The organism is Acidovorax sp. 56 (assembly GCF_002749705.1).
GTDB lineage: Bacteria > Pseudomonadota > Gammaproteobacteria > Burkholderiales > Burkholderiaceae_C > Acidovorax.
Genome location: NZ_PEEV01000001.1, coordinates 3,531,072 through 3,555,303, shown reverse-complemented (window position 1 = coordinate 3,555,303; position 24,232 = coordinate 3,531,072). Strand labels below are relative to the sequence as shown.

Below are 24,232 nucleotides of genomic sequence, written 5' to 3'. Positions count from 1 at the left end.
CCGTGGACGTTGTACCGTCCACGGCTCGAATTTTGGGCTCAACCCTGGTGCTTATCCAGGGCCCGCCGCAGCTTGGAGTAACCTGATGCTCAGTAGTAGCGACGGATATCGCTCACAGTGGGCACGCCCATGGCATGGTTCAATTCGGCCATGATGCGGGGATCCTTCAGGGCGACTTGCCAGGTACGCTCGTCTTCTGCATTGCGAGCGCGGTTTTCAGCCCAGGCCTTGGCCGAGGCGCGCAGGGCCACAGCCATGCGGCGTGCGGGCATGGTCAAGAGGGCCAGGGCGGCAAAGGCCACGAGCCACAGCACCATCCAGGCGGCCAGCAGGTGGCCTTCGCTCCAAGTGTCGATCACTTGGTTGGCCACGACCAGCAGGGCGGAAACCACTGCGGCCAGCAGCAAAGAGGCAGCACCGCGGGTGCCGTCAAAGCGCGACGCCATGTCCTTGATGGAGGCGGCTGCGTTTTCGGCGCGGGTCACGCCAAGGTGTTCGGTGGGGTAGTCGACGTGTGCGAAATTGGTCATTTTGGAAGTCCCTTTTCAAACGCTTTTGGCGAGATTGCCGGGCGAATGCATGAATCTTAGGGTTTACCCTTTATCTATTCAAATTTATATTTTGAATTCTTTACATTCACATTGATGATGATCGAGCCATGACCTCACCCAAGACATCGCCCAAAGCATCGCTGGTGAACTTCCGATCACTGGATTTGAATCTGCTGCGTGTCTTCGATGAGGTGATGGCCGAGCGCAGTCTGACCAAGGCTGCGCACAAGCTTTCCATCACCCAACCGGCCGTCAGCAACGCCATGCGGCGCTTGCGTGAGGTGGTGGGTGACGAGCTGATGGTGCGCAGCGGCCAGGGCGTGGAGCCCACGCCCCGCGCACTGGCGCTGTGGCCCAGCGTGCGCGATGCACTGGCCCTGCTGCAGGAGTCCTTGGCCCCGGGCGCCTTCGAGCCGTCCACCGCCACGTCCACCTTTGTGCTGGCCATGGCCGATGCCACCGCCGCCACGCTGATCCCCGCGCTGGTGCAAATCATCGAGCGCGAGGCCCCGGGCATCTCGGTGCGCGTGCTGCCCCTCACCACCCGCGACCCACGCCGCCTGCTGGACGAAGAATCTGCCGACATGGCCGTGGGCTATTTTCCGGCCGCCCTGGCGGACCTGACGGCCCGCGCCCAATCGGGCGGCGCCGTGGCCTATGACAGCCGGCGCCTGTACGACGGTGAATACATGTGCGTGATGCGCCAAGGGCACCCACTGGCCAGCGGGGAGTTGACGCTCGATGCGTATTGCGCGGCGCGGCACATGCTGGTGAGCTTTTCCGGGCGCCCCTACGGGTTCATCGACGAAGCCCTGGCCTCGCTGGGGCGCAAGCGGCATGTGCTCATCACGGTCAACCAATTCTTCACAGCGGGCCGGGTGGTGGTGGGCTCGGACTTGCTCACCGTGCTGCCCCGGCACTTTGTGCCGGTGACCGGCATTGCCGACCGGCTGGTGCAACGCCCCCTGCCCCTGAACGTGCCCGCCGTGCACGTTGATGCACTGTGGCGGCGGCGCGGCCCCCAAGAGAAGGCCATGGAATGGCTGCTCAACGCCCTGGCGCGCTCGGCCCGCAGCATGTTCCCGGACTAGGCGCACCCAGCCCGGGCGCCCCTTGGGCATCTACACTGCCCGCATGAAGATTCAGCTCCTGTCCGATCTGCACCTGGAGGCGCACCCCCACTTTGTTCCCGAGCCCGCACCCGGCGCCGACCTGCTGGTGCTCGCTGGCGATATCGGTTCGTACCAGCAAGGGGGACAGCTCAGCGACGAAGACTTCGGCCTGGCCCGGTTTGCCCCCCAGGCGGCAGGCGGCACCTGGCCCACCCCCGTGCTCTTTGTGCCGGGCAACCACGAATACGACGCCCAAGACTTTGACGAAGCCCACCTGCGCCTGCGCGCAACCTGCGAACGCCTGGGCATTGCCTGGCTGGAGCGCGAAACCCTGGTGCTGGACGGCGTGCGCTTTGTGGGCACCACCCTGTGGAGCGACTTTGACGCGCTGGCCGAGGACGAAGGCACCGAAGACCTTGCCCGCCAACTGCGCCTGCGCGACAAAGCCTACCGCGCCGCCAATTTCTACCTGCGCAAGACCGGCGGCACCCGGCATGGCGAGCCCTTTCTGGCCGAGCCCATGCGCGAGCAGGCCCTGGTGTGCCAGCAATGGCTGCGCTCTGCCCTGGCCGCGCCATTTGACGGCCCTACCGTGGCCGTTACCCACTTTGCCCCCAGTCTGCGCAGTGCAGACCCGCGCTATGGGCTAGTGCCCGGCACTGCAGGTTTTTGCAACGCCCTGGACGGGCTGCTGCCCCACGCCCAGCTGTGGCTGCACGGCCACCTGCACGCGCCCAGCGACTACACCGTGCGCGGCACGCACGACGCCACCGGGCAGCCCTGGCAATGCCGTGTAGTGGCCAACCCGCTGGGCTATGCCCGCAAGGGGGAACAGGCCACCTTCCAGCCCCAGATGTGCGTCACCGTATGATCGACGCAGGCCCCTGAACACCCCTGTTCAACCGCCTTTCACAGCGCACGACGAAAAACATGACCCAGGTCAAGACAACAACCGCTCGCGCGCATTAGTCTGAGCACACCAACCTGGAGCACACCATGAACATTTTGCTGGCTGTCGACGGCAGCGCCTACACCAAGAAGATGCTGGCCTACCTGGCCACCCACGAAGACCTGCTGGGCGCAAGCCACAGCTACACCGTGCTGACGGTGCAGGCCCCGCTGCCCACCCGCGCACGCGCGGCCTTGGGCAAAGAAGTGGTGGACAACTACCACACGGAAGAAGCCGAGAAAGTCACCGCCCCCGTGGCCAAGTTCCTCGCCCGCCATGGCGTGCAAGCCAAGTGCATGTTCAAAGTGGGCGCGGTGGGCGAGACCATTGCCAAAGTGGCAGAGAGCGGCAAATTCGACTTGCTGGTGATGGGCTCGCACGGTCACGGCGCCCTGGCCACGCTGGTCGTGGGCTCGGTCACCACGCAGGTGCTGGCCCACTGCAAGGTGCCGCTGTTGATCGTGCGCTGATTCCACTCAGCCCCTCAACGGTACGTCACGAGCCCCGCCCCGAGCGGGGCTTTTTCATGGGAGGCTCAGCGTGCGGCCAGCCCATCGAAGCAGGTGCGCACCACCAGCTCGACGATCTCGACGTCGGAATACTGCCCGCCGTCCTTCAAGAAGGTCACCACCGGATCACACGCCCGCGCGTACAGGGTGTACAGCACCACCAGAGGCGGCAGCTTGGGGTCGATCACGCCTTGCGCCTGGGCCTCGGTGATCCATTCGCCAATCTGGTCGCTCACGTTCACCAGGCCATTGAGGTACTGCTTGTTGGCCATGAGCACCGCACGCAGGCTGGAATTGCGGCTGGGCAACAGCGGCATTTCGTTGGTGATGAGCCGCTCCAGCGACCAGCGCACCAGCGCCCGCAGCTTTTCAATGGGTGCAAGCTCGCTTGGCAAGCCAGCAAGGTAAGCGCGCACTCTCTCCAAAATCTGCACCATGGCGGCACAGCACAGCTCCTCTTTGCTGCTGAAGTGCTTGTACAGGCTGGCCTTGGCGATGCCGACGGCGTTGGCCACATCGTCCATGGTCATGGCGTCGTAGGCCTTCTCGCCCAGCAGGCGGCAAGTCGATTGCAGGATGGCCTCCTCGCGGGCGAGGTGCATCTGCTCTTTGAACGAAACTTTGGTGGGCAGCGAAGACATGGTTCGCATCTTATCCACTACGGTAAAAAAACTACTGTAGAAGTTGCTTTGCAACTACGGCGTTCACGCCGTGTAGCCGCCCGAATGCCCCAAACGTACTCCGGTCAGGCCACCAAGGTGCGTGCGGCCGTGGCCTTGAGGGCATCGGTCAGCGCATCCAGCAGCTCAGACTCCAGGTTCCAGCAGTGCCAATACAGCTGAATCGGCAGCGAGCGCCCGGGCACCAGGTCGATCAGGCTGCCATCGGCAATGGGGCCACGCGCCAACAGCTCGGGCATCACGCCCACGCCCCAGCCTGCGGCCACGGCGCGCATCTGCCCTTCGGTGCTGGGCACAAACAGGTGGTTCAGTGCCACGCGCTTGAGGCCGAACGCACGGGCCACAAACTCGGCCGCCATGTCGTCCTTGCGGTTGAAGGACAAAAAGGACACCTCGCGGAAGTTGTGCGGCGTGAGCCCCTGCGGCAGGTGCTTGTTGGCGAATTCGGCCGATGCCACCGCCACATAGTGCATGGCGCCCAGCGGCACCATCTTGCAGCCGCGCAGCGCCTGCTTGAGCGTGGTGACGCAGCCCAGCACCTGGCCCGAGCGCAGCCATTCCTGCGTGAAGTCCTGGTCGTCCGCAATGATTTCAAGCGGCAGGCGCTGGCGCACCAGGTCGTGCAGCGCGCCCATGGCCCAGGTGGCAATGCTGTCGGCATTGATGGCGATGGAGATGCGCTCGTCTTCGCGGGTGCTGCCGGGGGCGCTGGGGGCCAGCTCCTGCAGGTCGCGCTCCAGGTCAGCGCGCAGCAGGCGCAGCTGCTTGGTGTGCTTGAGCAGCAACTGCCCGGCAGACGTCGGCTTGAGCGGGCGGCTGCGCACGATGAGCACCGAGCCCACCTGCGCCTCCAGCGCCCGCAGGCGCTGCGAGACGGCCGATTGCGTCACGTTCAGCCGCTGTGCGGCGCGTTCAAAACCGCCCTCTTCCACGATGGCGGCAAGGCATTCCAGGGCGGCGGGATCGTAAGTGCTCATGGTCTCGCAAGGGCCTGCGCAGGCCGGTCTCAGGCAAATTTATACAGAAAAATGGCACTGCCAAACATTAGCGATGCTGATGATTTTGGAGTAAGTTTAATTTTGCTTTTACTCAAATGCAATGTCGCGCACACTGCGCCCTCATGAAAACCATTGTTTTGGGCGCCGGCATCATCGGCATCAGCACAGCGTGGCACCTGCTGGAACGCGGTCATGAAGTGATCGTCGTCGATCGCCAGCCCGACGCTGCCTTGGAAACCAGCTTCGCCAACGCGGCGCAGATCTCGGTGAGCTACTGCGAACCGTGGGCCAACCGCGAAGCGCCGCTCAAGGCGCTCAAATGGATGTTCGACAAAGAGGCGCCACTGCTGTTTCGCCCGCAGCTCGACTGGGACCAGTGGCGCTGGGGGCTGAAGTTTCTCGCGCAGTGCAACGACGTGGCGTTTGAGCGCAACGTGCAGCAGATCGTGGCCCTGGGCGCCTACAGCCACGCGGCCCTCAAGGACCTGGTGGCCAGCACCGGCATTGAATACAACCGGCTCGAACGCGGCATTGCCCACTTCTACACCGACCAAAAATCCTTCGATGCCGCAGGCCACGCGGTGGACCTGATGCGCAAGTTTGGCGTGCAGCGCCGTCTGGTCAGCCGCGATGAGCTGCTCCAAATCGAGCCCGCCTTCAAGGCCTATGGCGACAAGATCACCGGCGGCACCTACACCAGCACCGACGAAAGCGGCGACGCCCGCGTGTTCACGCAAGAGCTGGCCCGCCGCTGTGCAGCGCGGGGCGCGCAGTTCCTGTACGGCCACGATGTGCTGCGCCTGAACAAGATTGGCGACGCTATTGATTCTGTAGCTGTTATCGCTCGCAATACGGGCGCTGGTGGCCAAAAAGACTTCATACTCAAGGCCGATGCCTTTGTGGTGGCCTGCGGCTCGTACAGTGCACCGCTGCTGCGCACCGTGGGCGTGGATTTGCCCATCTACCCTGGCAAGGGCTACAGCGCCACCTTCCCGCTGCTCAAGCCCGAAGGCGCGCCCATGGTCTCCACCATCGACGACGGCAAGAAGATCGCCATGAGCCGCCTGGGCAACACCCTGCGTGTGGCCGGCACCATCGAGCTGGGCGGGTTTGATTTGAGCCTGGACAGCCCCGTGGCCCGCGCCCGCTGCCACATGCTGTCGCGCCGCATTGCTGAAATTTTGCCCGGCGTGTGCGACACCCGCACGCCCGAAGAAGGCGGCAACCCCGAGTACTGGACCGGCCTGCGCCCCGCCACGCCCACCAACATTCCGTTCATCGGCCACACCCGCGTGGGCAAGCTGTGGGTGAACGCAGGCCACGGCACGCTGGGCTGGACGCACGGCGCGGGCTCGGGCAAGGCCATGGCCGAGCTGGTGAGCGGCGAAGTGCCTGCGATGAACTTTGGTTTTCTGGGTGTGCAGGCACCGCGCGCCGTGCGCGGCACCGTAGCGGCCTGAGCCCCAAGGGACGGCATGGCGCATTGCGGGCCATGCCGCTCACCACGGCATCACGGCCCCGCCGCCGCTACCATCGGCGGCATGCCGAACACCACACCGCACTCCCCGCACTATCTCTTTCTGACCACCTCCACCCGCGAAAGCGGCCACCTGGGCAACACCGAATGGCTGGCCCAGCAAGCCGCCGATGCACTGCCCGCAGGCACGGTGCAAACCTGGCACCACCTGGCGCGCATGCACCTGCCACCATTTGTGGACCTGCGCCACACCGTGGGCACCTACTCCGCGCCCGAGGGCGACCTGAAAACCCTGCTCGACGCCACGCTGGCGGCTACGCACATCGTGTTCGTGTCGCCGGTGTACTGGTTCAGCATTCCCGCGCCGCTCAAGACCTACCTGGACCACTGGAGCGGCTGGATGCGCGTGCCGGGCCTGCCCTTCAAGGAGCAGATGGCCGCCAAGTCGCTGCAGCTCATCACCACCAGCGGCGACCGTGCCAAGGCCCAGCCGATGATCGACTCGGTCGAGCTGTGCGCCAAGTTCCTCTCCATGCCCTGGGGCGGTGCCCTGTGGGGCAAGGGTGGCCCACCCGGTGCTGTGCAGGCCGATGCAGAGGCCGTAGCGCAGGCCGCGCGCTTTTTGCTACCAAAATAGGAGCTTCTAGCGCTTGATGGATAAGCGCTAGCGCCTGTTTTTATTGATCCGGCCTCTTTGAGCTTGAAAAGTCCGTTCGGGCTGAGCTTGTCGAAGCCAGGGCACAGGCTGTGCGGCGCTTCGACTGCGCTCAGTGAACGGTTCAAGTAAGTTCGTGCCGGATCAACAACCCAAACCGTGGCCCTCAACGCGCCATGGCGGGGGCTGCCGTACCCGCTACGGCATCACCGCCGTCCAGCAGCCGGGTGTTCATCCACTGGCGCAGGTCGCGCCACATGGCGCGCACCTCAGTGTCGGGCGGCATACGCAGGGCATGCTCCAGCTCGATGGTGACCACCGGCACGCCCCGGTGCAGCCCGCCGTAATGCCCCAGCGAGCCGGGGAACACGCCCAGCTTGTCCATGCGCAAACGGCCCAGCCGGGCAGGTGGGTCGTGCGGGCCGTCAAAGTCCAGCACGCCATAAGGCGCGTGGATGCTGACCACCAGCTGGGGCTGGAACTGCTCCATCTGCTGGTGCAAAAAACGCGACTCGGGCTCGGACAGTGGCGTGTGGCCCGGCCAGCGGCGCGGGTCTTTGCGGGTGCGCTTTTCCCAGTACACCGGCGCGTCTTGCGCCCAGCCGGGGGTGGGAAAGTTGCGGTTCAGGTCCACCCCGCTGGCGTTGACCCGCGTGGGTTTGGGGGCCAACAGACCATCGGGGTTGAGCACGGGGATAAAGCGCCAATGCACGGGCGGCTGCGCTGCGCCGCGGTCCCCGCCCTCGGCCCCCGCCAGGCCAATCCAGCGCAAGGCCAGCGAGGCGGCCGTGAGTTCGTCGCCATGCATGGCGCCCACCACCAGCACGCGCAGCGGCGGGCCTTCACCAGCCGGGGCAGGCGCCCCCGTGCGTGGCACCACATCGCGCCAGTACAGCGGCACGCCTTGGCCTGATGCCGCGCCGCTGGGCTGCAGTTGCGTGGCCAGGCACTGCGAACGTGTCACACCGGGCAGGCGCGCCAACAGCAGTTCGCAGGCGGCTTGCGTGGCTGGCTCGGACATCCCGGGCGCAGCCGCCGCAGACATCTCCACCCCAGAGGGCGCCGTCAATGCAGGCACCGTGGCAGCGGGGCGGGGCTGCGCCTCAGCATCCACGGGCTCCATTGAGTCCCTTGGGTCCCTTGAATGGACTGCGCCAGGCACGGCCAAGTTGCCGTGCACTGCTGCGCGCCCTTCCAGCGCTTTCAGCCCCATCGGCCCCGAAGGCGCGCGGCCATACACACCGCCGGACGCGGGGCCACCAGGCCACAGCTGCGTGGGCACCCACAGCACGGCGGCCAGCGCAGTGACCACCGCACTCGCCGTCGCCACGGTCCACACCGGGGAACGTGCTTGGGAATGCCCCCGGTGCCGCGCCCCCTGGCCTGCGGGCTGCGCAGCGCCGCTCAATGCAGCACCCGCTGCGTGGCCAAAAAGTCGAGCAACGCGGCGTCAAACGCCTCGGGGTGCTCCAGCTGCGGCCAGTGGCCAATGTGGGGCAGGCTCAGGTGCTGGGCGTCGGGCATCAACTCGGCCAGCGCCTGCAGTGCCGCGGGTGGGGTGCAGTGGTCGGCATCGCCCCCCAGCAGCAGCGTGGGGGTGTGCACATTCACCCAGGCCTGGGCCCAGCGGTCAAAGCCCTGCATGGCCTGCAAGGCACGGCGGTAGGTGGCGGGGTGGACCTGCGCCAGGGCATGCTCGGCCAGGCGCACCCCCTCAGGCAAGGCGGCGGTGCCAATGCACTGCGGCACCAGGGTTTGCGCCAGCTGCTGCATGCTGCCGCCGGGCTGCTGCGCGGCGTCCAGCGCGCGCTCGCGTGGGGCCAGCCAGGCTTGCACGGCCTGCGCATCCAGCGCGGGCCCGCCCGCGCACAGCACCAGGCGGCGCACCACCTCGGCCCGGCGCACGGCCACTTCCAACGCCAGCATGGCGCCCATGCCGTGGCCCACCAGCGTGACGGGGCCGCACTGCAGAGCATCGATCAGCGCCAGACAGCTTTGCGCCAGGCCTTTGAAGGTGTAGGGCTCAATGGGTGCGCTGTGGCCGTAGCCCGGCATGTCCCACGCCACGGCGCGATAACCAGCGCTGGCCAGCATCTCCAGCTGGGGGGCAAAGGTGAGGTGGTCGCCATCAGCGTCGTGCAGCATGAGCACGGTGGGGCCAGAGCCCAGGGTGGAGAAGGTGGGGAGCAAAGCCATACAGAAAATGACGGACGCCAAACAGGGCCGAGGCGGGCGGCGTGCCCCAGGCTGGGCCGCCTGTTGCATCGCGATTTGCGTAAGTCCTAAAGAAATAAGTGCCGAGTAACCCCCACCGCACAGGCGCGCGGGCGGCACTCCATAATAGTTCCATCCCCCCTTGACGCAGGCCCCGCGCCCAACCTTTGTGAACAGCCCCTCGCCCCGCCCTGCCCTGGCACTGCCCCCCAGCTTCTCCTCCCGCGAGTTTCGCAACGCGCTGGGCATGTTTGCCACGGGCGTGACCATCGTCACCGCCCGCAACGCGGCGGGCGAGCTGGTCGGGCTCACGGCCAGCTCGTTCAACTCGGTGTCGCTGGACCCACCGCTGGTGCTGTGGAGCCTGTCACACAGCGCCAGCAGCATGCCCGCCTTTGCCAACGGCTCGCACTACGCCATCCACGTACTGGCCGCCGACCAAAAGGCCCTGGCCGAACGCTTCGCCACCCGTGGCATCGACCGCTGGGCAGGCGTGGAACACCGCCCCGGCATCCAGGGCGCGCCCCTGCTGGCAGGCGCCGCCGCCACGTTTGAATGCTTCAACCGCAGCCAGTACAAGGAAGGCGACCACACCATCTTCGTGGGCGAGGTCGAGCACTGCGAACACCGCGAAGGTGCGTCGCCCCTGCTGTACCACGGGGGCAAGTTTTACACCGAGCACCCGTTGTAGGGCGCGTCTTCGCAGCGCCTGACGCTACGAATTTAATAGCTGCTAGCGCTTATTCCATAAGCGCTAGCAGCTATTTTTGTTTCAAATCCCATCACTGCACCTGCAGCGTAGTTCCCAACACGAGCCGCCCCGTGCTTGCCTGCCACTGCACGCCCGTCACAGCGCTGTCGGCATTGGCAAAGCGCACGGCATAGGCGGGGGTGGCAGCCAAAGCGCTGGCGGCGTCGGGCGCACCAATGTGCACGCTGTAGCTGCCCGGCGCCAGCGTGGCGGGCAGGGCGACCTCGCCCGACCATTGCAGCGGCTCGCCAGGGCTGGCCTGGCGCAGGTCGGTGCCTGCCAAGGGCAGCACGGTGGCCACGTTGGTGGCGCTGACCAGAGTCAGCGCCAGGCTGCGCGCATTCAGCGGCCGGGCCCAGCCCTGGTTGCTGAGGGCCACCTGCCAGGCCAGTGTGCCGCCCGGCGCGGCCACGGCGCTGTGCGCCACAGCGGTCAATTGCAGCCGGTAACCGAGCTTGCGCGACACCTCGGCCATGCAGCCGCCCGCCTGCCACTGGGCGAAGAAGCCTTCGTAGTAGTCGCGGTTCAGGTAGGTCATGTGGTAGGCCGCGCCTTCGCGCAGGATGTCCTCACACGCCATGCGAGCCTGGGCTACCTCGGGCGGGGCGCAGGTTTCGCCGCCCGCGCCAGTCACCGCACTGGCCTGCTGGGCATAGGTGCGCAGAGCCGCCGATTGCGCAGGCGTATCGGCCCAGTAGGTGCCGACATCGTCGGGGCTGGCCAGAAAACAGTCGTTGTGCTGGCCTATGCGCGCGGCGGCCGTGGGGCTAGGGGCCAGCAGTTGCTCCAGGGTGGGCGGGGCGGTGTACCACGCGGCCACGTCGGCCGGGGTGCGCACATGCACTTGGCGGCTGGCGGGCACGGCGGCCAGCAGGGCATCGCGCACAGCGGCTTTGTTGGCGGGGGTGGTGAGGTTGTTGGACGAGGTATGCCACTCGCCCCACGCACCGATGAAGCCGCCCTGCACGGCCGCAATCACATCGGCATTGGCCTGCAGCACCGGTTGCAGCTGGGTGAGGTGGCGCTTGACGCGCGAGAGCGTGGCATCTTGCGCGTTGAGGTAATCGGCCTCGGTCTCAGGGTAGTTGTAGGCAAAGCGCACCACGGCCTTGAGGCCCTGTTTGCGCAGGTTGGCAAAGCCGGTGTTCAGCTTGGTGAGGTAGCTGCTGGGCAAGTCCTTGGTGCGGTAGGCGCTGAGGTCGGCCGGGGTGTAAACCAGCCGCTGCCCGTCTGCCACCACATAGTCGAGCGAGGTGGCCGTGATCTTGGAGGGGTCGGTGGCAAAGCGGTAGAAGCCGCGCTCGGGGTTGGGGAAGTCCTGGTCGGACGGAGCCAAGCTGACCTGGGCCAGTGGGGCGGTGGAGGCCAGTGCTATGGCCTTACCCATGGCTTTGGGCTGGGGTACCTCGGCTACGGCGGGCGGCGCCCCCGGCCCGCCGAACGAGATGGTGACACCATCGTTTTCGGCAGAGCCGCCGCAGGCTGCCAGGGCGGCACAGCCCAGGGCCAGCACGGCCCACTTCATGGTGGTTGGTTTGTTCATGCGCCCCTCCGCAATAGTTGCCGCATTGTTACGCCAACCGGGGCGCGTTACCAGAGGGCGTAGCGGACGCAATGGTGACGAATGGCAACCGAAAGAAGGTGCAGTCCTCTAGTGAGCCGTTGAGTTGCAACGGCTATTCGCCTTTGGCGGCATGCGGCAGATCTCAGATGTTTTCCGGTAGGGCCAGGGTTCATCCACGCTTTCTTGCTTCACGAAACAGCCAGCCAGAAATAAACGCCAAACCCATACATGCCCCAGACGACACCAATGTGGCGAGGATCAACCACACCAACACTGAAGATGCAGCGAACATGCGAAGCTGGATTCCCGTGTAGTTGCGGTCCCTGGTCAAGACCACGGCAATGAGCAAAGCATATGCAGCGGCAGGCCAAGCAACCCACAAATTCGAGGAATAGTGTCGAAGCCCTGGCAATGGATTTCCGCCAGTTCCGGGGACGGAACCCCAAGCTGCTGCAAATATGAGCATTGAAGCGGTGAGCCACGCAAAGAGGACTTCCCAGCGGGAAAAGTATGAGTTCATTGGCTAACTCGGTTGGGTCGGCGAAAGCCGATGGATTCATCTGGGCCTTCACGATACGTCACCTTAAAAGCATCCGCAAACCCACTGATACACGGCATCAATCACCACCAGCGCCGCAAAGCACAGACATCAAGCTTCGCAACCACCCGGCACGATTCGACTCCGCCACCTGAGAGCTATAGAGGATCCAGGGGCGAATGAAATCCTTTTGCACATCGCCAGATGCTGCGCACCAACCACTCACCCCCGCTCCACCATCTGCCGCGCCTGCTCCCTGAGCTGCGGAAACACCTTGCCCACCAGCTGCAGCTGGTTCGCCATCCAGCTCTGGGCGGGCGCCACGGGTGGGGTTTGGCCAAACTGGCGCAGCACCTCGGCCACGGCGGGGGCCTGGGCGACGGGGCGGCGGCGGCCGCCCATTTCGCGCTGGGCGCGCTCTAGCTCGTCCGACAAATCCTGCAACGACTGCAGCAGCGCCTGGGCCGAGGCCTGGGTGGCTTCGTCCATGGGCTGGGCGGCTGCGCCGCCGCGCTGGGCGCCCAGGGCAGACAGGTAGTTGAGCTGCGTGTGCGACAGGCGCAAGAAGTTACCCACCACCTCGGCACCGCCGCGCACCCGCAAAGGCTCTTTGAGCATGGCGCTGTAGGAGTTGGACAGGGCGGCGTCGGCGTTGTGGGCGTTGCGGCGGGCCACGCGGTAGGCCAGGTGGTCGCGCTTGCCGCTTTGGTACTGGGCCAAAATTTCGCGCAGGTAGATGGCTTGCGTCTGCAGCGCCTGGGCGGCCAGTTGGGGCCACTGGCGCGACTGCCAGTGCGGCAGCACCAGCCAGGCGGCGGCAGCGGCAATGCAGCAGCCTACGGCTGTGTCGAGCAGGCGGGTGAGGATCACGCCCTGCGACATGCCCATTTGGTGAAAGCTCAGCAGCAGCAGCGTGGTGACTGCGGCGGTGGCCAGCACATAGCGGGTGTGGCGTGCGCCAAAAAACACGGCGCCGCCCAGCACCAGCAAGGCGGCCTGGATGAAGTCGCCCGGGAACAGCTGGATGACCGCCCAGCCCAGTGCCAGCCCGATGGCCGTGCCCTTGGCGCGCTGCATGAGGCGCGTTTGGGTAGCAGCGTATTGGGGCTGGCTGACGAAGACGATGGTCAGCAAGATCCAGTAGCCGTGCGGGTCGGCCGTGGCCTGCATGACGGCAAAGCCCAGCACCAGCGACAGGCTCAGGCGCACGCTGTGGCGCAGCCAGGGCGACTGCGCGCGGCACTGGGCGCGGATGCGGCCCCAGGCGTCGCGCAGGGTGCGGGGCTCGCGGTCAAACAGGCTGTAGTCCACGGCCGCAGAGGCGCCGGGCTCGTCCACCGGCAGCGCCAGGGCCCCGGCAAATACGCGGGCCAGGGCGGTGAGGTTGTGGCCCAGGGCGCGCAGCGAGCGCAGGGGCCGGGCCTGCGCGGCGCTGGGGTGTTCGCGCTCGATCTCTTCCTGGTGGGCCAGGGCGGCTTCCATGTCTTCAATGGCGCGCGAGGTGACGCCGGAGTGCACCGGCTCGGTCTGCTGCTGGATGGCCACCGAGAACTTGAGCGCCTGCTCGCCCAGCTGCGTGAGCACGCGCTGGCAGCGGTAGAGCACGTCGCTGTGGAAGAAGGACTGGGCCAGCAGATCGTAGTGCTCGTGCGAAGAGCTGACACGCTCGTGCACGTCTTGTGCGGCCAGGTACTGGTGCATGGCGGTTTGCAGCCACTGCGGCGGCGTGCCCCGGCCCATGCGGCTGATGAGGCTCTCTTTGGCAGCGTTCAGGGCATCAACCACCCGCCCGTTGTGCAGGGCCAGCGCCATGCGGCGGCGCTCCAGGTCTTCGTCGCGCACGGGCTCCAGCAGCAGGGCTTTGAGGCGCAGGTATTCGCCCAGCATGGCGTACAACTTGGCCAGCCGATAGCGCACGGGGGCGCGGGGCATCACCGCGTTCCACAGCACCGACACCACGCCGTACCAGGCGGCCCCGCCCAGCATCAAGGGCGTGGCCACCACCGCCGCATCGCGGCTGGTGTGGGCGGCCAGCGCTTCGTAGATGAACAGCACCAGCGAGCCAAAGGCAATGGCGCGGTAACGCTCGCTCAGCGCCCCCAGCATGGTGAAGGTGAAGGCCGACAGCGCCATCACCCCCATCAGCACCCAGGGCCACGACACCGTGGCGCACACCGCCAGCGCCACCAGGGTGAAGCAGCCCATGGCCAGCAATTGCGCGCGCAAGCGGCCGCGCCAGCTGTCGTCGGTCTCGGTCAGGGCACTTGCGATCACGCCCAGCAGCACGGGCATCAGCTCGGTCTGCCAATCCGCCCACCAACCATAGGCCAGCACCACGGCCAGCGCCAAAAACGCCCGTGCCCCGCGTGTGAAGCCTTCGTGGTTGCTGGCACGCTGCCAGCTGAGTTTCCAGGTTGTGTCCACCAAAATGCTCTCTACCCATCGATATAGGGTTTACCCTGATTTTTTAAGCAATTGTCAGGCCAGTCACCGCAACACCGGCACAAAAAAGCCCGCGCCGCAGGGCTGCGGGGCGGGCTTGGGGGTGCTTGCCAGGCAGTGCCCGGCGTTCAGCGCACGGTGTCGGGCAACTCGATCTTGACTTCGAGCACTTCCAGGTTGTCCTGGCGCTCCAGGTGCACCTTGAGGTCTTCGGGGCTGATCTTGACGTATTTGGAGATGACAGCCACCAGTTCGCGCTGCAGTGCGGGCAGGTAGTCGGGCTCGGAGGCGTTGCGGCCATTGCGCTCGTGCGCCAGGATGATCTGCAGGCGCTCTTTGGCCACGCTGGCGGTTTTTTTCTTTTCGCCCAGAAGGAAAGAGAGGAACGAAGCCATGGCTTATTTGCTCCCGAACAGGCGTTTGAAGAAACCGGGCTTTTCGGCCTCGATGAAGCGCATGGGCTTGTCGGTCGCGCCCAGGAAGCGGTCGATCACGTCCTTGTACGCCTCGGACACGTCGGTGCCCTGCGCATGGATGGCGGGCGTGCCCTGGTTGGACGATTGCAGCACCACCTCGGATTCAGGAATCACGCCGATGAGTTTGATGCGCAGGATGTCCTGAATGTCTTCCAGGCTCAGCATCTGGCCGTCTTCCACGCGGGCGGGGTTGTAGCGGGTGATGAGCAGGTGCTCTTTGATGGGCTCGCCGCCGTCGATGGCGCGCTTGGTTTTGCTGCCCAGCATGCCCAGGATGCGGTCGGAGTCGCGCACGCTGGAGACTTCAGGGTTGGTCACCAGCAGGGCCTCGTCGGCAAAGTGCATGGCCATGAGGGCGCCGCTTTCGATGCCAGCGGGCGAGTCGCAGACGATGTACTCGAAGTCCATCGCGGCCAGGTCTTTGAGCACCTTCTCTACGCCGTCTTGCGTCAGCGCGTCCTTGTCGCGCGTCTGGCTGGCGGCCAGCACGAACAGGTTGTCGCATTGCTTGTCTTTGATGAGGGCCTGGTTCAGGTTGGCCTCGCCATGGATGACGTTGATGAGGTCATACACCACGCGGCGTTCGCAGCCCATGATGAGGTCCAGGTTGCGCAGACCGACGTCAAAGTCGATCACGGCGGTCTTGTGGCCGCGCAGGGCGAGGCCGGTGGCAAAGCTGGCGCTGGTGGTGGTCTTGCCCACGCCACCTTTGCCGGAGGTCACGACGACGATTTTGGCCATGTGTTGCAGATTCTCTGTGGGTTGATACGAGGGAATGGAAGCCATCAAGCCAAGGGCTCGATGATGAGTTTTTCGCCCTCCAGGCGAACCTGGGCGGGCTTGCCGGCCACGTTCTCGGGCAGGGCGGTTTCGGTGGTGCGGTAAATGCCTGCGATGGAGACCAGTTGCGGCTCCAGGCAGGTGCTGAAGATGCGGGCTTCGGTGTTGCCCCGGGCCCCGGCAATGGCGCGGCCGCGCAGCGGGGCGTAGACGTGGATGTTGCCGTCGGCAATCACCTCGGCGCCAAAGCTCACCACGGCCATCACCACCAGATCGGCGCCGCGCGCGTACACCTGCTGGCCCGAGCGCAAGGGCTTGTCGACCACCACGGTGCCGGGGCCGAGGGTGGGCACTTCGCGCACGACCTCGACCTCGCGCACCACTTCACGCACCACCTCCACCGGGGCGGGCGCTTCGGCGCGGGCGGGTGGAGCATCGGGGGCGGCGGCCAGGCCTGCAACGCGGGCCGCTTCCATCTGGGCAGGGCTGCCGCCGCGCACGGCCACGGGCAGGGTACGGTGCTCGCGCAGCTGCTCAGTGATGGCGGCAAAGTCGATGGCGTCTTCGGCCTCACGCACGGGCGACAGGTCAATCAGCACCGGGTCGTAGTCAAAGAAGCCTGGGGCATCGGCCACACGGTCGGCCAGGTCCACGGCAAACTGCGCCGCGTCCGTGGTCTTGAGCACCACGGCCACCACCGGCAGTGAAGCGCTTTTGAGGTCAAAACTGGCGCGGGTGTGCGCCGCCGTTTCAGTGGCCATGGAGGGGTGTGTTGAGCAGCCACGCCACCGGGCGCAGCCAAAAGGCCTGAGTGTAGCGGCAGCGCGTGGCCAAGCCGCCACAGGCGGGGCAACCGCTCACATTCGGTTTCAAGGGACGAACGCCTGCGGCCAGGGGCGTCTGGGCGGCAGGGGCGAGGGTGGCAGGTTGGGGCATTCCCCCTATTGAACCCCGAAGCGCCGCCCCTGTCACCTGACCATAATCAAGCCATGACCAGCCCCCGCGCACGCAAAACCCATCTCGACACCCTCTCCATCTCGCTGCTGCTGGCCTGCTGCATGTTCTGGGGGTTCCAGCAGGTGCTGGTCAAGGCAACGGTGGCCGAGGTGGCGCCGGTGTTCCAGGCCTTTGTGCGCTTTGCCCTGGCCACGGTGGCCGTGGCCGCGTGGTGCCTGTGGAGTGGCCTGCGCACCCCCGTGCCAAGCGCGGCAGGCGCTGTGCCCAGCCCCACACCGGCCGGTGCCGCAGACAAAGCCCCCCGGCTTGGCGGCTGGGGCCCGGGGCTGCTGGCCGGGGCGCTGTTTGCAGGCGAGTTTGCGTGCATTTACGTGGGCATGCAGTACACCACCGCCTCGCGGCTCACGGTGTTTTTGTACGGCTCGCCGTTCTGGGTGGCGCTGCTGCTGCCGCGCTTTATCCCCGGTGAGCGGCTGCGCGGCTGGCAGTGGCTGGGCCTGGCTGCGGCCTTTGTGGGGGTGGGGCTGGCCCTGGGCGATGGCATGGCAGGCCGGGCCCCGGATGCCCACCCCTTGGCCTGGCTGGGCGATGTGCTGGGGCTGGTGGCGGGCCTGATGTGGGCCTTGACCACCGTGGTCATCCGCAGCACGGCCCTGGCGCGGGTGGCACCGGCGCAGCAGCTGCTGTACCAGGTGGCGGTGAGCGCTGCGCTGCTGCCGCTGCTGTCCTTGGCGCTGGGGGAGGTGTGGTCTTGGCACTTCAGCGCGTTTGCCTGGGCATCGCTGCTGGTGCAGGCGGTGGTGGGCGCGTTTGTGAGCTACCTGGCCTGGATGTGGATGCTGGCGCACTACCCGGCCACCAAGATGTCTTCGTTTGTGTTCTTGACCCCGGTGTTTGCGCTGCTGTTTGGCGCCAGCTGGCTGGGTGAGCCGGTCACGCCCTCGTTGGTGGCCGCACTGGCGCTGGTGGCCGTGGGCATTGTGCTGGTCAACCGCAAACCGGCAGCGGCCTGAGCCCCCGCCCAAAGGGCCAACCCACCCATTTGCATAAAAAATAGCTGCTAGCGCTTACCAAATAAGCGCTAGCAGCTATTTTATTGATAGCAAATTACAGCTTCGGGATTTTGATCCGGCTGATCATCAGCGAGCCTGACAGCGCAAACAACAGCACCAGCGGGTGCAGCGTAAAGCCCCCCAGCACCACACGGCCACCCCACAGGTTGGCGCCCACCGCGCCCTGTGCTGCGGCCAGGGCCAGCAGGCCCACCAGCACGATGGAGGTGGGAATGGGCGTGCCCTCAAAGTACTTGACCTTGCCCGTGCCTTCCGAAAGCGTCTCGGCCGTGACGTTGTAGCGCGCCAGGCGCGAGACGCCGCAGGCCACAAAGTAGGCCAGCACCACGCGGTCGTACAGGCCCTGCATGCCGCAGCCGTAGGCAATGATGGCGGGCGCCACGCCGAACGAGATCACGTCGGCCAGCGAATCCAGCTCGCGGCCCATGGCCGAGCTTTTTTGGCGCCAGCGGGCGATGCGGCCATCGAGCACGTCAAAGATCAGCGCCGCCAGCACCAGGGCGGCGGCAAAGTAGATGTGCACCACATCGTGCGTGGCCAGGTACGACATGGCCGAAAACAGAGCCCCCACGCCACAGACCGCGTTGCCGAGGGTGAACCAGTCGGCCAGATGGAATTCGCGGATCATGGAAAAGCGTTTGGGGTGCTGGGGAGTATTCATGAAAAAGAGCGCCCTGAGCGCGCAGTGACAACACTTCCCATTATGGGCGCGGCGCCACCCCGGCCCCGGGTAACCCCTGGCTGCCTCCGCAGGCCCCCACGGCCCCCCACTGACCCCCACTGACATTTGCGCGACTGCTTTTGCGCCCGCACGCAGCGAGACTGTGGCCACACGCCACGGCACAGTGGCGCCAGGACCAGCGAGACATACACCATGCACACCACCGGGAACCGCCTGCACGAACGCACCCACCAGCCCCAGAGCGGGCTGACGCCGCCACAGCCCCCATCCTCGGCCCCTGCAGTCCCCATTCCTGCGCCCTCTGCCGCCCCGTTCTCCCGCGCCTTCCCCATCCGCAGCCTGCAGGATGTGCAGCGGCTCGAAGCCCGCCCCCTGGCCGAGGCGCTACCGGTGCAAAGCACCTACGAAATTTTTGTGAATTCGGCGGCGGCGTTTGGCGACAAGACGGCGCTGGCCTTTTTGCCCACCGCCGACCCGGCTGCCGAGCCCATCCGCTGGTCGTATGCGCAACTGCTCACCGGCATCCACCAGACAGCCAACCTGCTGCACCACCTGGGCGTGGGCCCGCAGGACGCCGTGGCCGTGCTGCTGCCCGGCTGCCTCGAATACCACCTGGCCCTGTGGGGCGGCGAGGCGGCGGGCATCGTGCAGCCGCTCAACCCCATGCTCACCGACGAGAAGATCGCGGCCATGATGACCCTGGCCCGGGCCAAGGTGCTGATTGCCTACGGCGGCGAGGGCGACCTGGGCTACTGGAGCAAAGCGCTGCGCCTACGCGCACTGGTCCCCACCCTGACTACGGTGCTGCGCGTGGCCCCGCACGATGAGGCACCGGGTACAACAACCGCCCTGCCCGCTGGCGTGGTGGACCTGGCCGCGCGCCACCAGCACCCGGGCGACCACCTGGTGAGCGGCCGCCGCATTGTGGCCACTGACATCGCCGCGTACTTTCACACCGGCGGCACCACGGGTGCGCCCAAGCTGGCGCGCCACAGCCACGGCGCGCAGGTGTTCACCGCCTGGGGCAGCGTGCAGATGCAGGGCATACGGCCGGAGGACGTGGGCATCAACGGTTACCCGCTGTTCCATGTGGCGGGCGTGCTGCCGGGCTCGCTGGCGGCGCTGTCTGCGGGGGTGGAGACCATCATCCCCACCACCGGCCTGTTCCGCAACCGCGAGGTGATTGCGAACTACTGGCGGCTCGTGGAGCGCTACCGCTGCACTTACCTGTCTGCCGTGCCCACAGTGCTGGCGGCGCTGGCCAATGTGCCGCTGGACGGGGCCGACATTGCCACCCTGCGCTACTGCCGCACCGGCGCGGCCATCCTGGCGCCCGAGCTGGCGGCGCGGTTTGAGCGGCTCTTTGGCCTGCACATCCACGAAAGCCTGGGCATGACGGAGATGGCGGGCATCTCCACCATCACCCCGCCCGGCGTCAACGCGCCCGCAGGCTGCGTGGGCTGGCGGCTGCCGTACACCCAGCTGCGCGTGGTGGCGCTCGATGCGCAGGGCAACGCGTCCGACCAGGACCTGCCGCTCGGCCAGCCGGGCATGGTGCTGTTCCAGTCGCCCAACCTGTTCTCGGGCTTTCTCGATGCGGCCGACACGGCCAAGGCCTTCACGCACGATGGCTGGCTGGCCACCGGCGACCTGGGCTTTGTGGACGAGCAAGGGCGCCTGCACCTGAGCGGCCGCTCCAAGGACCTCATCATCCGCAGCGGCCACAACATCGACCCCAAGGTGATCGAAGACGCGCTGGGCGCCCACCCCGCGGTGCAGCTGTGCGCCGCCGTGGGCGCCCCCGATGCCTATGCGGGCGAGCTGCCCGTGGTCTACGCCACCCTGCGGCCCGGCGTGCAGGTGACAGAAGCAGAGCTGATGGCCTTCACCGCCGAACGCGTGGACGAGGCCGTGGCCCGCCCGCGCTGGGTGCAGGTGATCGAGCACATGCCGGTGACCAACGTCGGCAAGATCTACAAGCCCGAGCTGCGACAGCGCGCAGCGTGCCAGGCGGTGCAAGCCGCCATGGCCGCTTTGCCCACCATGGCCGACCTGAACCCGGCGCAAGCACAGGTCCAGATCCAGGCCGAAGGGGATAACGCCGTGCGCGTGACCGTAGCCCCCACCCCTGGCGCAGACAACGCGGCACGGCTGACCGCGCTGCGCGAAGTGCTGGCCCCCCTGCCCTTGCGCATCACGGTGGTAGCGCAGGGCGCTGCAGCCACCCCTGTGCCCACCTGATTGGGCCCTGATGGTGCTGCATGCCGGGGCTGGCGGCTTGCCCCGGCACCCGCCCAGCAAAGCAAGCCAGGCTGACGATTTGCCAACCACAACGACAGGAGACATCGCATGCACCCCTCCCCATTGATGCCCCGCTGGATGCACCGCCGCCACTGGCTGCGCGGGGCCGCCCTGGCCACCGCAGCCTGCATCGCCGCAGGCACGGGCACCACAGCACTGGCCCAGGCCTACCCCAGCAAGCCCATCAAGGTGGTGGTGCCCTTTGCCCCCGGCGGCGCCACCGACGTGCTGGCCCGCGTGCTGGCCGAGAAGATGGCCGTGGGCCTGGGCCAGCCGCTGGTCATCGACAACAAGCCCGGCGCCGCCGGCATCATCGGCACCGACGCCGTGGCCAAGGCTGCGCCCGACGGCTACACCCTGCTGCTGGGGCTGAGCAACTCCATGCTCACCAACCAGTTCCTCTACACCAAGCTGCCCTACAGCCCCGAGAAGGACATTGCCCCCGTCTACCAGATCGCCATCGCACCCCTGGTGCTGGTGGCCCACCCCAGCGTGCCCGTAGCCACGGGGCCAGAGCTGCTCAAGTACATCGCGGCCAACAAAGGCAAGGTGTCTTACGGCTCGTATGGCACGGGCGCCTACCCACACCTGGCGGGTGCGTACATGAGCCAATCGCAAAACGCCGACATGAGCCATGTGGCCTACCGGGGCGAGGCGCCCATGGTGCAGGACCTGCTGGGCGGGCAGATCCAGATTGCTTTTGCCAGCGCGCTGCAGGCCAAAGCCCACATTGACGCAGGCAAGCTCAAGGCGATTGGCGTGAGCGGCGAGCGCCGCATGGGCACCCTGCCCAATGTGCCCACCCTGGCAGAACAGGGTCTGAACGACGAGGCCTACCGCGTGGCCGGCTGGCTGGCCGTTGGTGCGCCTGCAGGCACGCCACCCGCCATCCTGGAGCGCATCGCCACCGAGGTGCGCAAAGCCACCGAGCAGCCCGACGTGGCCCAGCGCATTGCAGCGATGGGCTTTGATGTGCAAAAGAGCTCGCCCGCTATGTTCACTGCGGCCATGAACAAAGAGCGCCCGGTGTGGGAGCGTCTGATCAAGGCATCCGGGGCAAGACTGGATTGACCCCCTGAGCGGCTACGCCGCTTCCCCCTGAAGGGGGACGCCACCCGTGGCCCGGCGAAGCCGGCTCCACGGTGGCACGGGTAGGGCTGCGTGCCCTGGGTTGAACGTTCGGGGCCCGGGCCTTCAGCCGGGCAAGCGATGCGACTGAGCCGAGAAAGCCCAGCATATGTCTGAGACGATGAACTTCAGGTAAAAACAGGCTTTAGCGCTTATCCATCAAGCGCTAACAGCTATTATTTTTGAAGCGCACTCGCCCGCTGAGCCGCAAACGCCACATACCAATCCAGGCACCCCGGGTTGGCCATCGCGTCCTTGTTCACCACCTTTTCGATGGGCTGGCCCAGCAGCAGTTTCTTGATCGGCAGCTCCTGCTTTTTGCCGCTGAGCGTGCGCGGCACCTCGGCCACGGCAAAGAGGTCGTCCGGAACGAAGCGCGGGCTCAGCGCCGTGCGCACTGCGGCGTTGATGCGGGCTCGCAATGCGTCGTCCAGCACAACCCCGGCGCGCAACACCACAAACAGCGGCATGTAGCTCTCACGGCCCAGGTACTCCAGGTCCACCACCAGGCTGTCCAGCACCTCGGGCAGGGATTCGACCGCGCTGTAGATTTCGCTGGTGCCCATGCGCAGGCCGTGGCGGTTGATGGTCGCATCGCTGCGGCCGTAGATGATGCAGCCGCCACTGGCCCCGTCGATCTTCAGCCAGTCGCCATGCCGCCACACCGCGCCCATGTGGGCAGGCCCGTCACCACCGCCGGGCTGGCGGCCATGGCCTGCGGGGTACATGTCGAAGTAGCTCGACAGATACCTCGACCCGTCCTTGTCGCCCCAAAGGTACAGCGGCATCGACGGAATCGGCTGCGCACACACCAGCTCGCCCACCTCGTCCGTCACCGGCTGGCCCTCGGCGTTCCAGGCTTCCACCGCCGCGCCCAGCATGCGGCATTGCATCTCACCCGGCACCTGGGGCATCTCGCGGTTGCCGCCGATGAATGCGCCGCAAAAGTCGGTGCCGCCCGAGATGTTGTTCCACCAGATCGGTTCGCCCCCACGCTCCCCCACTGCGTGTGGGTCGCTGCCCCCGAGGGGGCCGCGCCTTGCTTGGGGCGGCCCGGCGCTGCGGCGTTGCCGTGCGTGCCCAGCGCCTCAAACTGCGCCGTGCCCCACTGCTGCACCTCGGGCGACAGCGGCGAGCCCGTGGCGCCCAGAGCGCGGATGCGCGTGAGGTCGCCATAGTCGGCCAGCGTGATGCCCGCCTTCATGCAGTTGGCAAAGAACGCAGCCCCCGCGCCGAAGAACGTCACGCCCGTCTCGGCCGCAAAGCGCCACAGCACACCCCAGTCGGGGTGCTCCTTGCTGCCGCCGGGGTTGCCATCAAAGATGACGCAGGTGGTGCCCGAGAGCAGGCCGCTCATCTGCGCGTTCCACATCACCCAGCCGGTGGAGCTGTACCAGTGGTAGCGCTCGCCAAAGCTGTTGGCCTCGTAGCTGCAGCCAATGTCGTTGTGCAGCACCTTGAGCTGCAGCGCCACCAGCATGCTGCCGCCATGGCCGTGCACGATGGGCTTGGGCAGGCCGGTGGTGCCGCTGGAGTAGACGATCCACAGTGGGTGGTCAAACGGGAGCCACATCGGCTCAAAGGCTGTAGTTTCTGCATCGTTTTGGGCTGTAGCGCCTGTCCAATCAGCGCAACCAGCTATCGAAATAGAAGCATCCAGGTTGCCCAGCAGCACCACATGCTGCACGCTGGGCAGCGCGGCGCGCAGCTCGGCCAGCACGCCGGTGCGGTCGTGGTCGCGGCCGCCGTAGGTCACGCCGTCCACGCTGATGAGCACCTTGGGCTCGATCTGGCGGAAGCGGTCAAGCACCGCGTGCGTGCCCATGTCAGGCGCGCAGATGCTCCACACGCCGCCAATGCTTGCGGTGGCCAGGAAAGCAATCATGGCCTCCGGCACGTTGGGCAGGTAGGCGGCCACGCGGTCGCCGGGCTGCACACCCTGGGCCTGTAGATGCAACGCCAGCGACGCGACCTGGCGGCGCAGCTCGGGCCAGGAGAGTTCACGGTGCTGGCCTTTTTCATTGCGGCTGACGATGGCGGGCAGACCCGCAGCCTGGGCCGCATCGACATGCCGCAGCACCTGCCGCACGTAGTTCACCTGCGCACCGGGGAACCACTGCGCCCCCGGCATGGTGTTGCACGCCAGCGCGGCCGTGTGCGGCGTGGGCGACTGCAGGTCAAAGTAGTCCCACACGCTTTGCCAGAACGCATCCAGCTCGGTGGTGGACCAGCGCCACAGGGCGTCGTAGCTGTCGAACTGCAGGCCGCGTACATCGCGCAGCCAGTGCTGGTACAGGCGGATTTGCGGTATGTAGGGCGGCGTGGGGCCCTCGGCCGATGTGCCCCGGCCGTCAGAAATATGTGGTGTCTCCATGCCCGGCAACTTAGCAGTGCA

20 protein-coding genes and 1 pseudogene are annotated in these 24,232 nt (G+C 66.5%); 9 read left to right on the top strand and 12 right to left on the bottom strand.

All coding sequences use genetic code 11. The features are described from left to right. Positions 1-89 precede the first annotated feature (89 nt). Positions 90-530 (bottom strand): hypothetical protein, encoded by a 441-nt coding sequence (locus CLU88_RS15780; RefSeq protein WP_099657402.1) that lies wholly within the window; start codon positions 528-530, stop codon positions 90-92. Positions 531-658: 128 nt separating this feature from the next. On the opposite strand from CLU88_RS15780, the gene CLU88_RS15775 reads away from it, so the two are divergent. From CLU88_RS15775 to CLU88_RS15765, 3 genes are all read left to right on the top strand, one after another. Further along, positions 659-1,642: a LysR family transcriptional regulator gene (locus CLU88_RS15775; RefSeq protein WP_099657401.1), complete on the top strand. Its 984-nt coding sequence runs from the start codon at positions 659-661 to the stop codon at positions 1,640-1,642. Between the two features lie 43 nt (positions 1,643-1,685). Then, the gene (locus CLU88_RS15770; protein ID WP_099658935.1) at positions 1,686-2,534 is read left to right on the top strand and encodes a metallophosphoesterase; all 849 of its coding nucleotides are present in this window, start codon (positions 1,686-1,688) and stop codon (positions 2,532-2,534) included. Positions 2,535-2,659: 125 nt separating this feature from the next. Continuing rightward, complete coding sequence (locus tag CLU88_RS15765; protein WP_099657400.1) at positions 2,660-3,082, top strand: universal stress protein; 423 nt, start codon at positions 2,660-2,662, stop codon at positions 3,080-3,082. Positions 3,083-3,147: 65 nt separating this feature from the next. On the opposite strand, the gene CLU88_RS15760 is transcribed toward CLU88_RS15765, so the two are convergent. Both CLU88_RS15760 and CLU88_RS15755 read right to left on the bottom strand, forming a co-directional pair. Beyond that, positions 3,148-3,762, bottom strand: coding sequence for a TetR/AcrR family transcriptional regulator (locus CLU88_RS15760; RefSeq protein WP_233205498.1), 615 nt, complete (start codon positions 3,760-3,762; stop codon positions 3,148-3,150). A 104-nt stretch (positions 3,763-3,866) separates the two neighbouring features. Further along, positions 3,867-4,778, bottom strand: a complete 912-nt coding sequence (locus CLU88_RS15755; protein WP_099657398.1) for a LysR family transcriptional regulator ArgP — start codon at positions 4,776-4,778, stop codon at positions 3,867-3,869. Between the two features lie 143 nt (positions 4,779-4,921). Between CLU88_RS15755 and CLU88_RS15750 the strand changes: the two genes are divergently transcribed. Together CLU88_RS15750 and CLU88_RS15745 are read left to right on the top strand one after the other, a co-directional pair. Beyond that, positions 4,922-6,259 carry a D-amino acid dehydrogenase gene (locus CLU88_RS15750; RefSeq protein ID WP_099657397.1) on the top strand — a complete coding sequence of 446 codons (1,338 nt, stop codon included), beginning with the start codon at positions 4,922-4,924 and terminating at the stop codon, positions 6,257-6,259. Between the two features lie 81 nt (positions 6,260-6,340). Beyond that, entirely contained in the window at positions 6,341-6,913 is a 573-nt protein-coding gene (locus CLU88_RS15745) for a flavodoxin family protein (RefSeq protein WP_099657396.1), read from the top strand. Between the two features lie 184 nt (positions 6,914-7,097). Here CLU88_RS15745 and CLU88_RS15740 read toward each other — a convergent pair whose 3' ends face one another. Continuing rightward, positions 7,098-8,261 carry a M14 family zinc carboxypeptidase gene (locus CLU88_RS15740; protein WP_233205497.1) on the bottom strand — a complete coding sequence of 388 codons (1,164 nt, stop codon included), beginning with the start codon at positions 8,259-8,261 and terminating at the stop codon, positions 7,098-7,100. Between the two features lie 74 nt (positions 8,262-8,335). Then, positions 8,336-9,127 (bottom strand): alpha/beta fold hydrolase, encoded by a 792-nt coding sequence (locus CLU88_RS15735; protein WP_099657394.1) that lies wholly within the window; start codon positions 9,125-9,127, stop codon positions 8,336-8,338. A 187-nt stretch (positions 9,128-9,314) separates the two neighbouring features. On the opposite strand from CLU88_RS15735, the gene CLU88_RS15730 reads away from it, so the two are divergent. Next, the gene (locus tag CLU88_RS15730) at positions 9,315-9,836 is read left to right on the top strand and encodes a flavin reductase family protein (protein ID WP_099657393.1); all 522 of its coding nucleotides are present in this window, start codon (positions 9,315-9,317) and stop codon (positions 9,834-9,836) included. Between the two features lie 91 nt (positions 9,837-9,927). Here CLU88_RS15730 and CLU88_RS15725 read toward each other — a convergent pair whose 3' ends face one another. The 5 genes from CLU88_RS15725 to minC all read right to left on the bottom strand — a co-directional run bounded on the left by CLU88_RS15725 (position 9,928) and on the right by minC (position 16,457). After that, positions 9,928-11,439 carry a DUF4832 domain-containing protein gene (locus CLU88_RS15725; protein ID WP_099657392.1) on the bottom strand — a complete coding sequence of 504 codons (1,512 nt, stop codon included), beginning with the start codon at positions 11,437-11,439 and terminating at the stop codon, positions 9,928-9,930. A 781-nt stretch (positions 11,440-12,220) separates the two neighbouring features. Beyond that, positions 12,221-14,422: a YccS family putative transporter gene (gene yccS / locus CLU88_RS15720; protein WP_099657391.1), complete on the bottom strand. Its 2,202-nt coding sequence runs from the start codon at positions 14,420-14,422 to the stop codon at positions 12,221-12,223. Positions 14,423-14,568: 146 nt separating this feature from the next. Next, positions 14,569-14,835, bottom strand: coding sequence for a cell division topological specificity factor MinE (minE, locus tag CLU88_RS15715; RefSeq protein ID WP_099657390.1), 267 nt, complete (start codon positions 14,833-14,835; stop codon positions 14,569-14,571). Positions 14,836-14,838: 3 nt separating this feature from the next. Next, entirely contained in the window at positions 14,839-15,657 is an 819-nt protein-coding gene (gene minD, locus CLU88_RS15710; protein ID WP_099657389.1) for a septum site-determining protein MinD, read from the bottom strand. Between the two features lie 44 nt (positions 15,658-15,701). Next, a complete protein-coding gene (gene minC / locus CLU88_RS15705; protein WP_099657388.1) occupies positions 15,702-16,457 on the bottom strand; it encodes a septum site-determining protein MinC in 756 nt (251 codons plus the stop codon). Positions 16,458-16,685: 228 nt separating this feature from the next. Between minC and CLU88_RS15700 the strand changes: the two genes are divergently transcribed. Continuing rightward, the gene (locus tag CLU88_RS15700; protein WP_099657387.1) at positions 16,686-17,666 is read left to right on the top strand and encodes a DMT family transporter; all 981 of its coding nucleotides are present in this window, start codon (positions 16,686-16,688) and stop codon (positions 17,664-17,666) included. A gap of 94 nt (positions 17,667-17,760) precedes the next feature. On the opposite strand, the gene pssA is transcribed toward CLU88_RS15700, so the two are convergent. After that, a complete protein-coding gene (gene pssA, locus CLU88_RS15695; RefSeq protein ID WP_099657386.1) occupies positions 17,761-18,387 on the bottom strand; it encodes a CDP-diacylglycerol--serine O-phosphatidyltransferase in 627 nt (208 codons plus the stop codon). Between the two features lie 213 nt (positions 18,388-18,600). Between pssA and CLU88_RS15690 the strand changes: the two genes are divergently transcribed. Beyond that, positions 18,601-20,649 carry an acyl-CoA synthetase gene (locus CLU88_RS15690; RefSeq protein ID WP_233205496.1) on the top strand — a complete coding sequence of 683 codons (2,049 nt, stop codon included), beginning with the start codon at positions 18,601-18,603 and terminating at the stop codon, positions 20,647-20,649. 108 nt (positions 20,650-20,757) lie between these two features. Next, complete coding sequence (locus CLU88_RS15685) at positions 20,758-21,780, top strand: tripartite tricarboxylate transporter substrate binding protein (protein WP_233205495.1); 1,023 nt, start codon at positions 20,758-20,760, stop codon at positions 21,778-21,780. Positions 21,781-22,013: 233 nt separating this feature from the next. On the opposite strand, the pseudogene CLU88_RS15680 reads toward CLU88_RS15685, so the two are convergent. Then, positions 22,014-24,211 (bottom strand): annotated as a pseudogene (locus CLU88_RS15680) (acetoacetate--CoA ligase). Between the last annotated feature and the right edge of the window lie 21 nt (positions 24,212-24,232).

Coding starts and splice junctions, on each gene's coding strand:
- CLU88_RS15750 (WP_099657397.1), top strand. CDS start 4,922: ATGAAAACCATTGTTTTGGGCGCCGGCATCATCGGCATCAGCACAGCG.
- CLU88_RS15725 (WP_099657392.1), bottom strand. CDS start 11,439: ATGAACAAACCAACCACCATGAAGTGGGCCGTGCTGGCCCTGGGCTGT.
- CLU88_RS15745 (WP_099657396.1), top strand. CDS start 6,341: ATGCCGAACACCACACCGCACTCCCCGCACTATCTCTTTCTGACCACC.
- minD (WP_099657389.1), bottom strand. CDS start 15,657: ATGGCCAAAATCGTCGTCGTGACCTCCGGCAAAGGTGGCGTGGGCAAG.
- CLU88_RS15755 (WP_099657398.1), bottom strand. CDS start 4,778: ATGAGCACTTACGATCCCGCCGCCCTGGAATGCCTTGCCGCCATCGTG.
- CLU88_RS15735 (WP_099657394.1), bottom strand. CDS start 9,127: ATGGCTTTGCTCCCCACCTTCTCCACCCTGGGCTCTGGCCCCACCGTG.
- CLU88_RS15760 (WP_233205498.1), bottom strand. CDS start 3,762: ATGTCTTCGCTGCCCACCAAAGTTTCGTTCAAAGAGCAGATGCACCTC.
- minC (WP_099657388.1), bottom strand. CDS start 16,457: ATGGCCACTGAAACGGCGGCGCACACCCGCGCCAGTTTTGACCTCAAA.
- CLU88_RS15780 (WP_099657402.1), bottom strand. CDS start 530: ATGACCAATTTCGCACACGTCGACTACCCCACCGAACACCTTGGCGTG.
- CLU88_RS15690 (WP_233205496.1), top strand. CDS start 18,601: ATGCACACCACCGGGAACCGCCTGCACGAACGCACCCACCAGCCCCAG.
- CLU88_RS15765 (WP_099657400.1), top strand. CDS start 2,660: ATGAACATTTTGCTGGCTGTCGACGGCAGCGCCTACACCAAGAAGATG.
- CLU88_RS15770 (WP_099658935.1), top strand. CDS start 1,686: ATGAAGATTCAGCTCCTGTCCGATCTGCACCTGGAGGCGCACCCCCAC.
- pssA (WP_099657386.1), bottom strand. CDS start 18,387: ATGAATACTCCCCAGCACCCCAAACGCTTTTCCATGATCCGCGAATTC.
- CLU88_RS15685 (WP_233205495.1), top strand. CDS start 20,758: ATGCACCCCTCCCCATTGATGCCCCGCTGGATGCACCGCCGCCACTGG.
- CLU88_RS15700 (WP_099657387.1), top strand. CDS start 16,686: ATGACCAGCCCCCGCGCACGCAAAACCCATCTCGACACCCTCTCCATC.
- CLU88_RS15775 (WP_099657401.1), top strand. CDS start 659: ATGACCTCACCCAAGACATCGCCCAAAGCATCGCTGGTGAACTTCCGA.
- minE (WP_099657390.1), bottom strand. CDS start 14,835: ATGGCTTCGTTCCTCTCTTTCCTTCTGGGCGAAAAGAAAAAAACCGCC.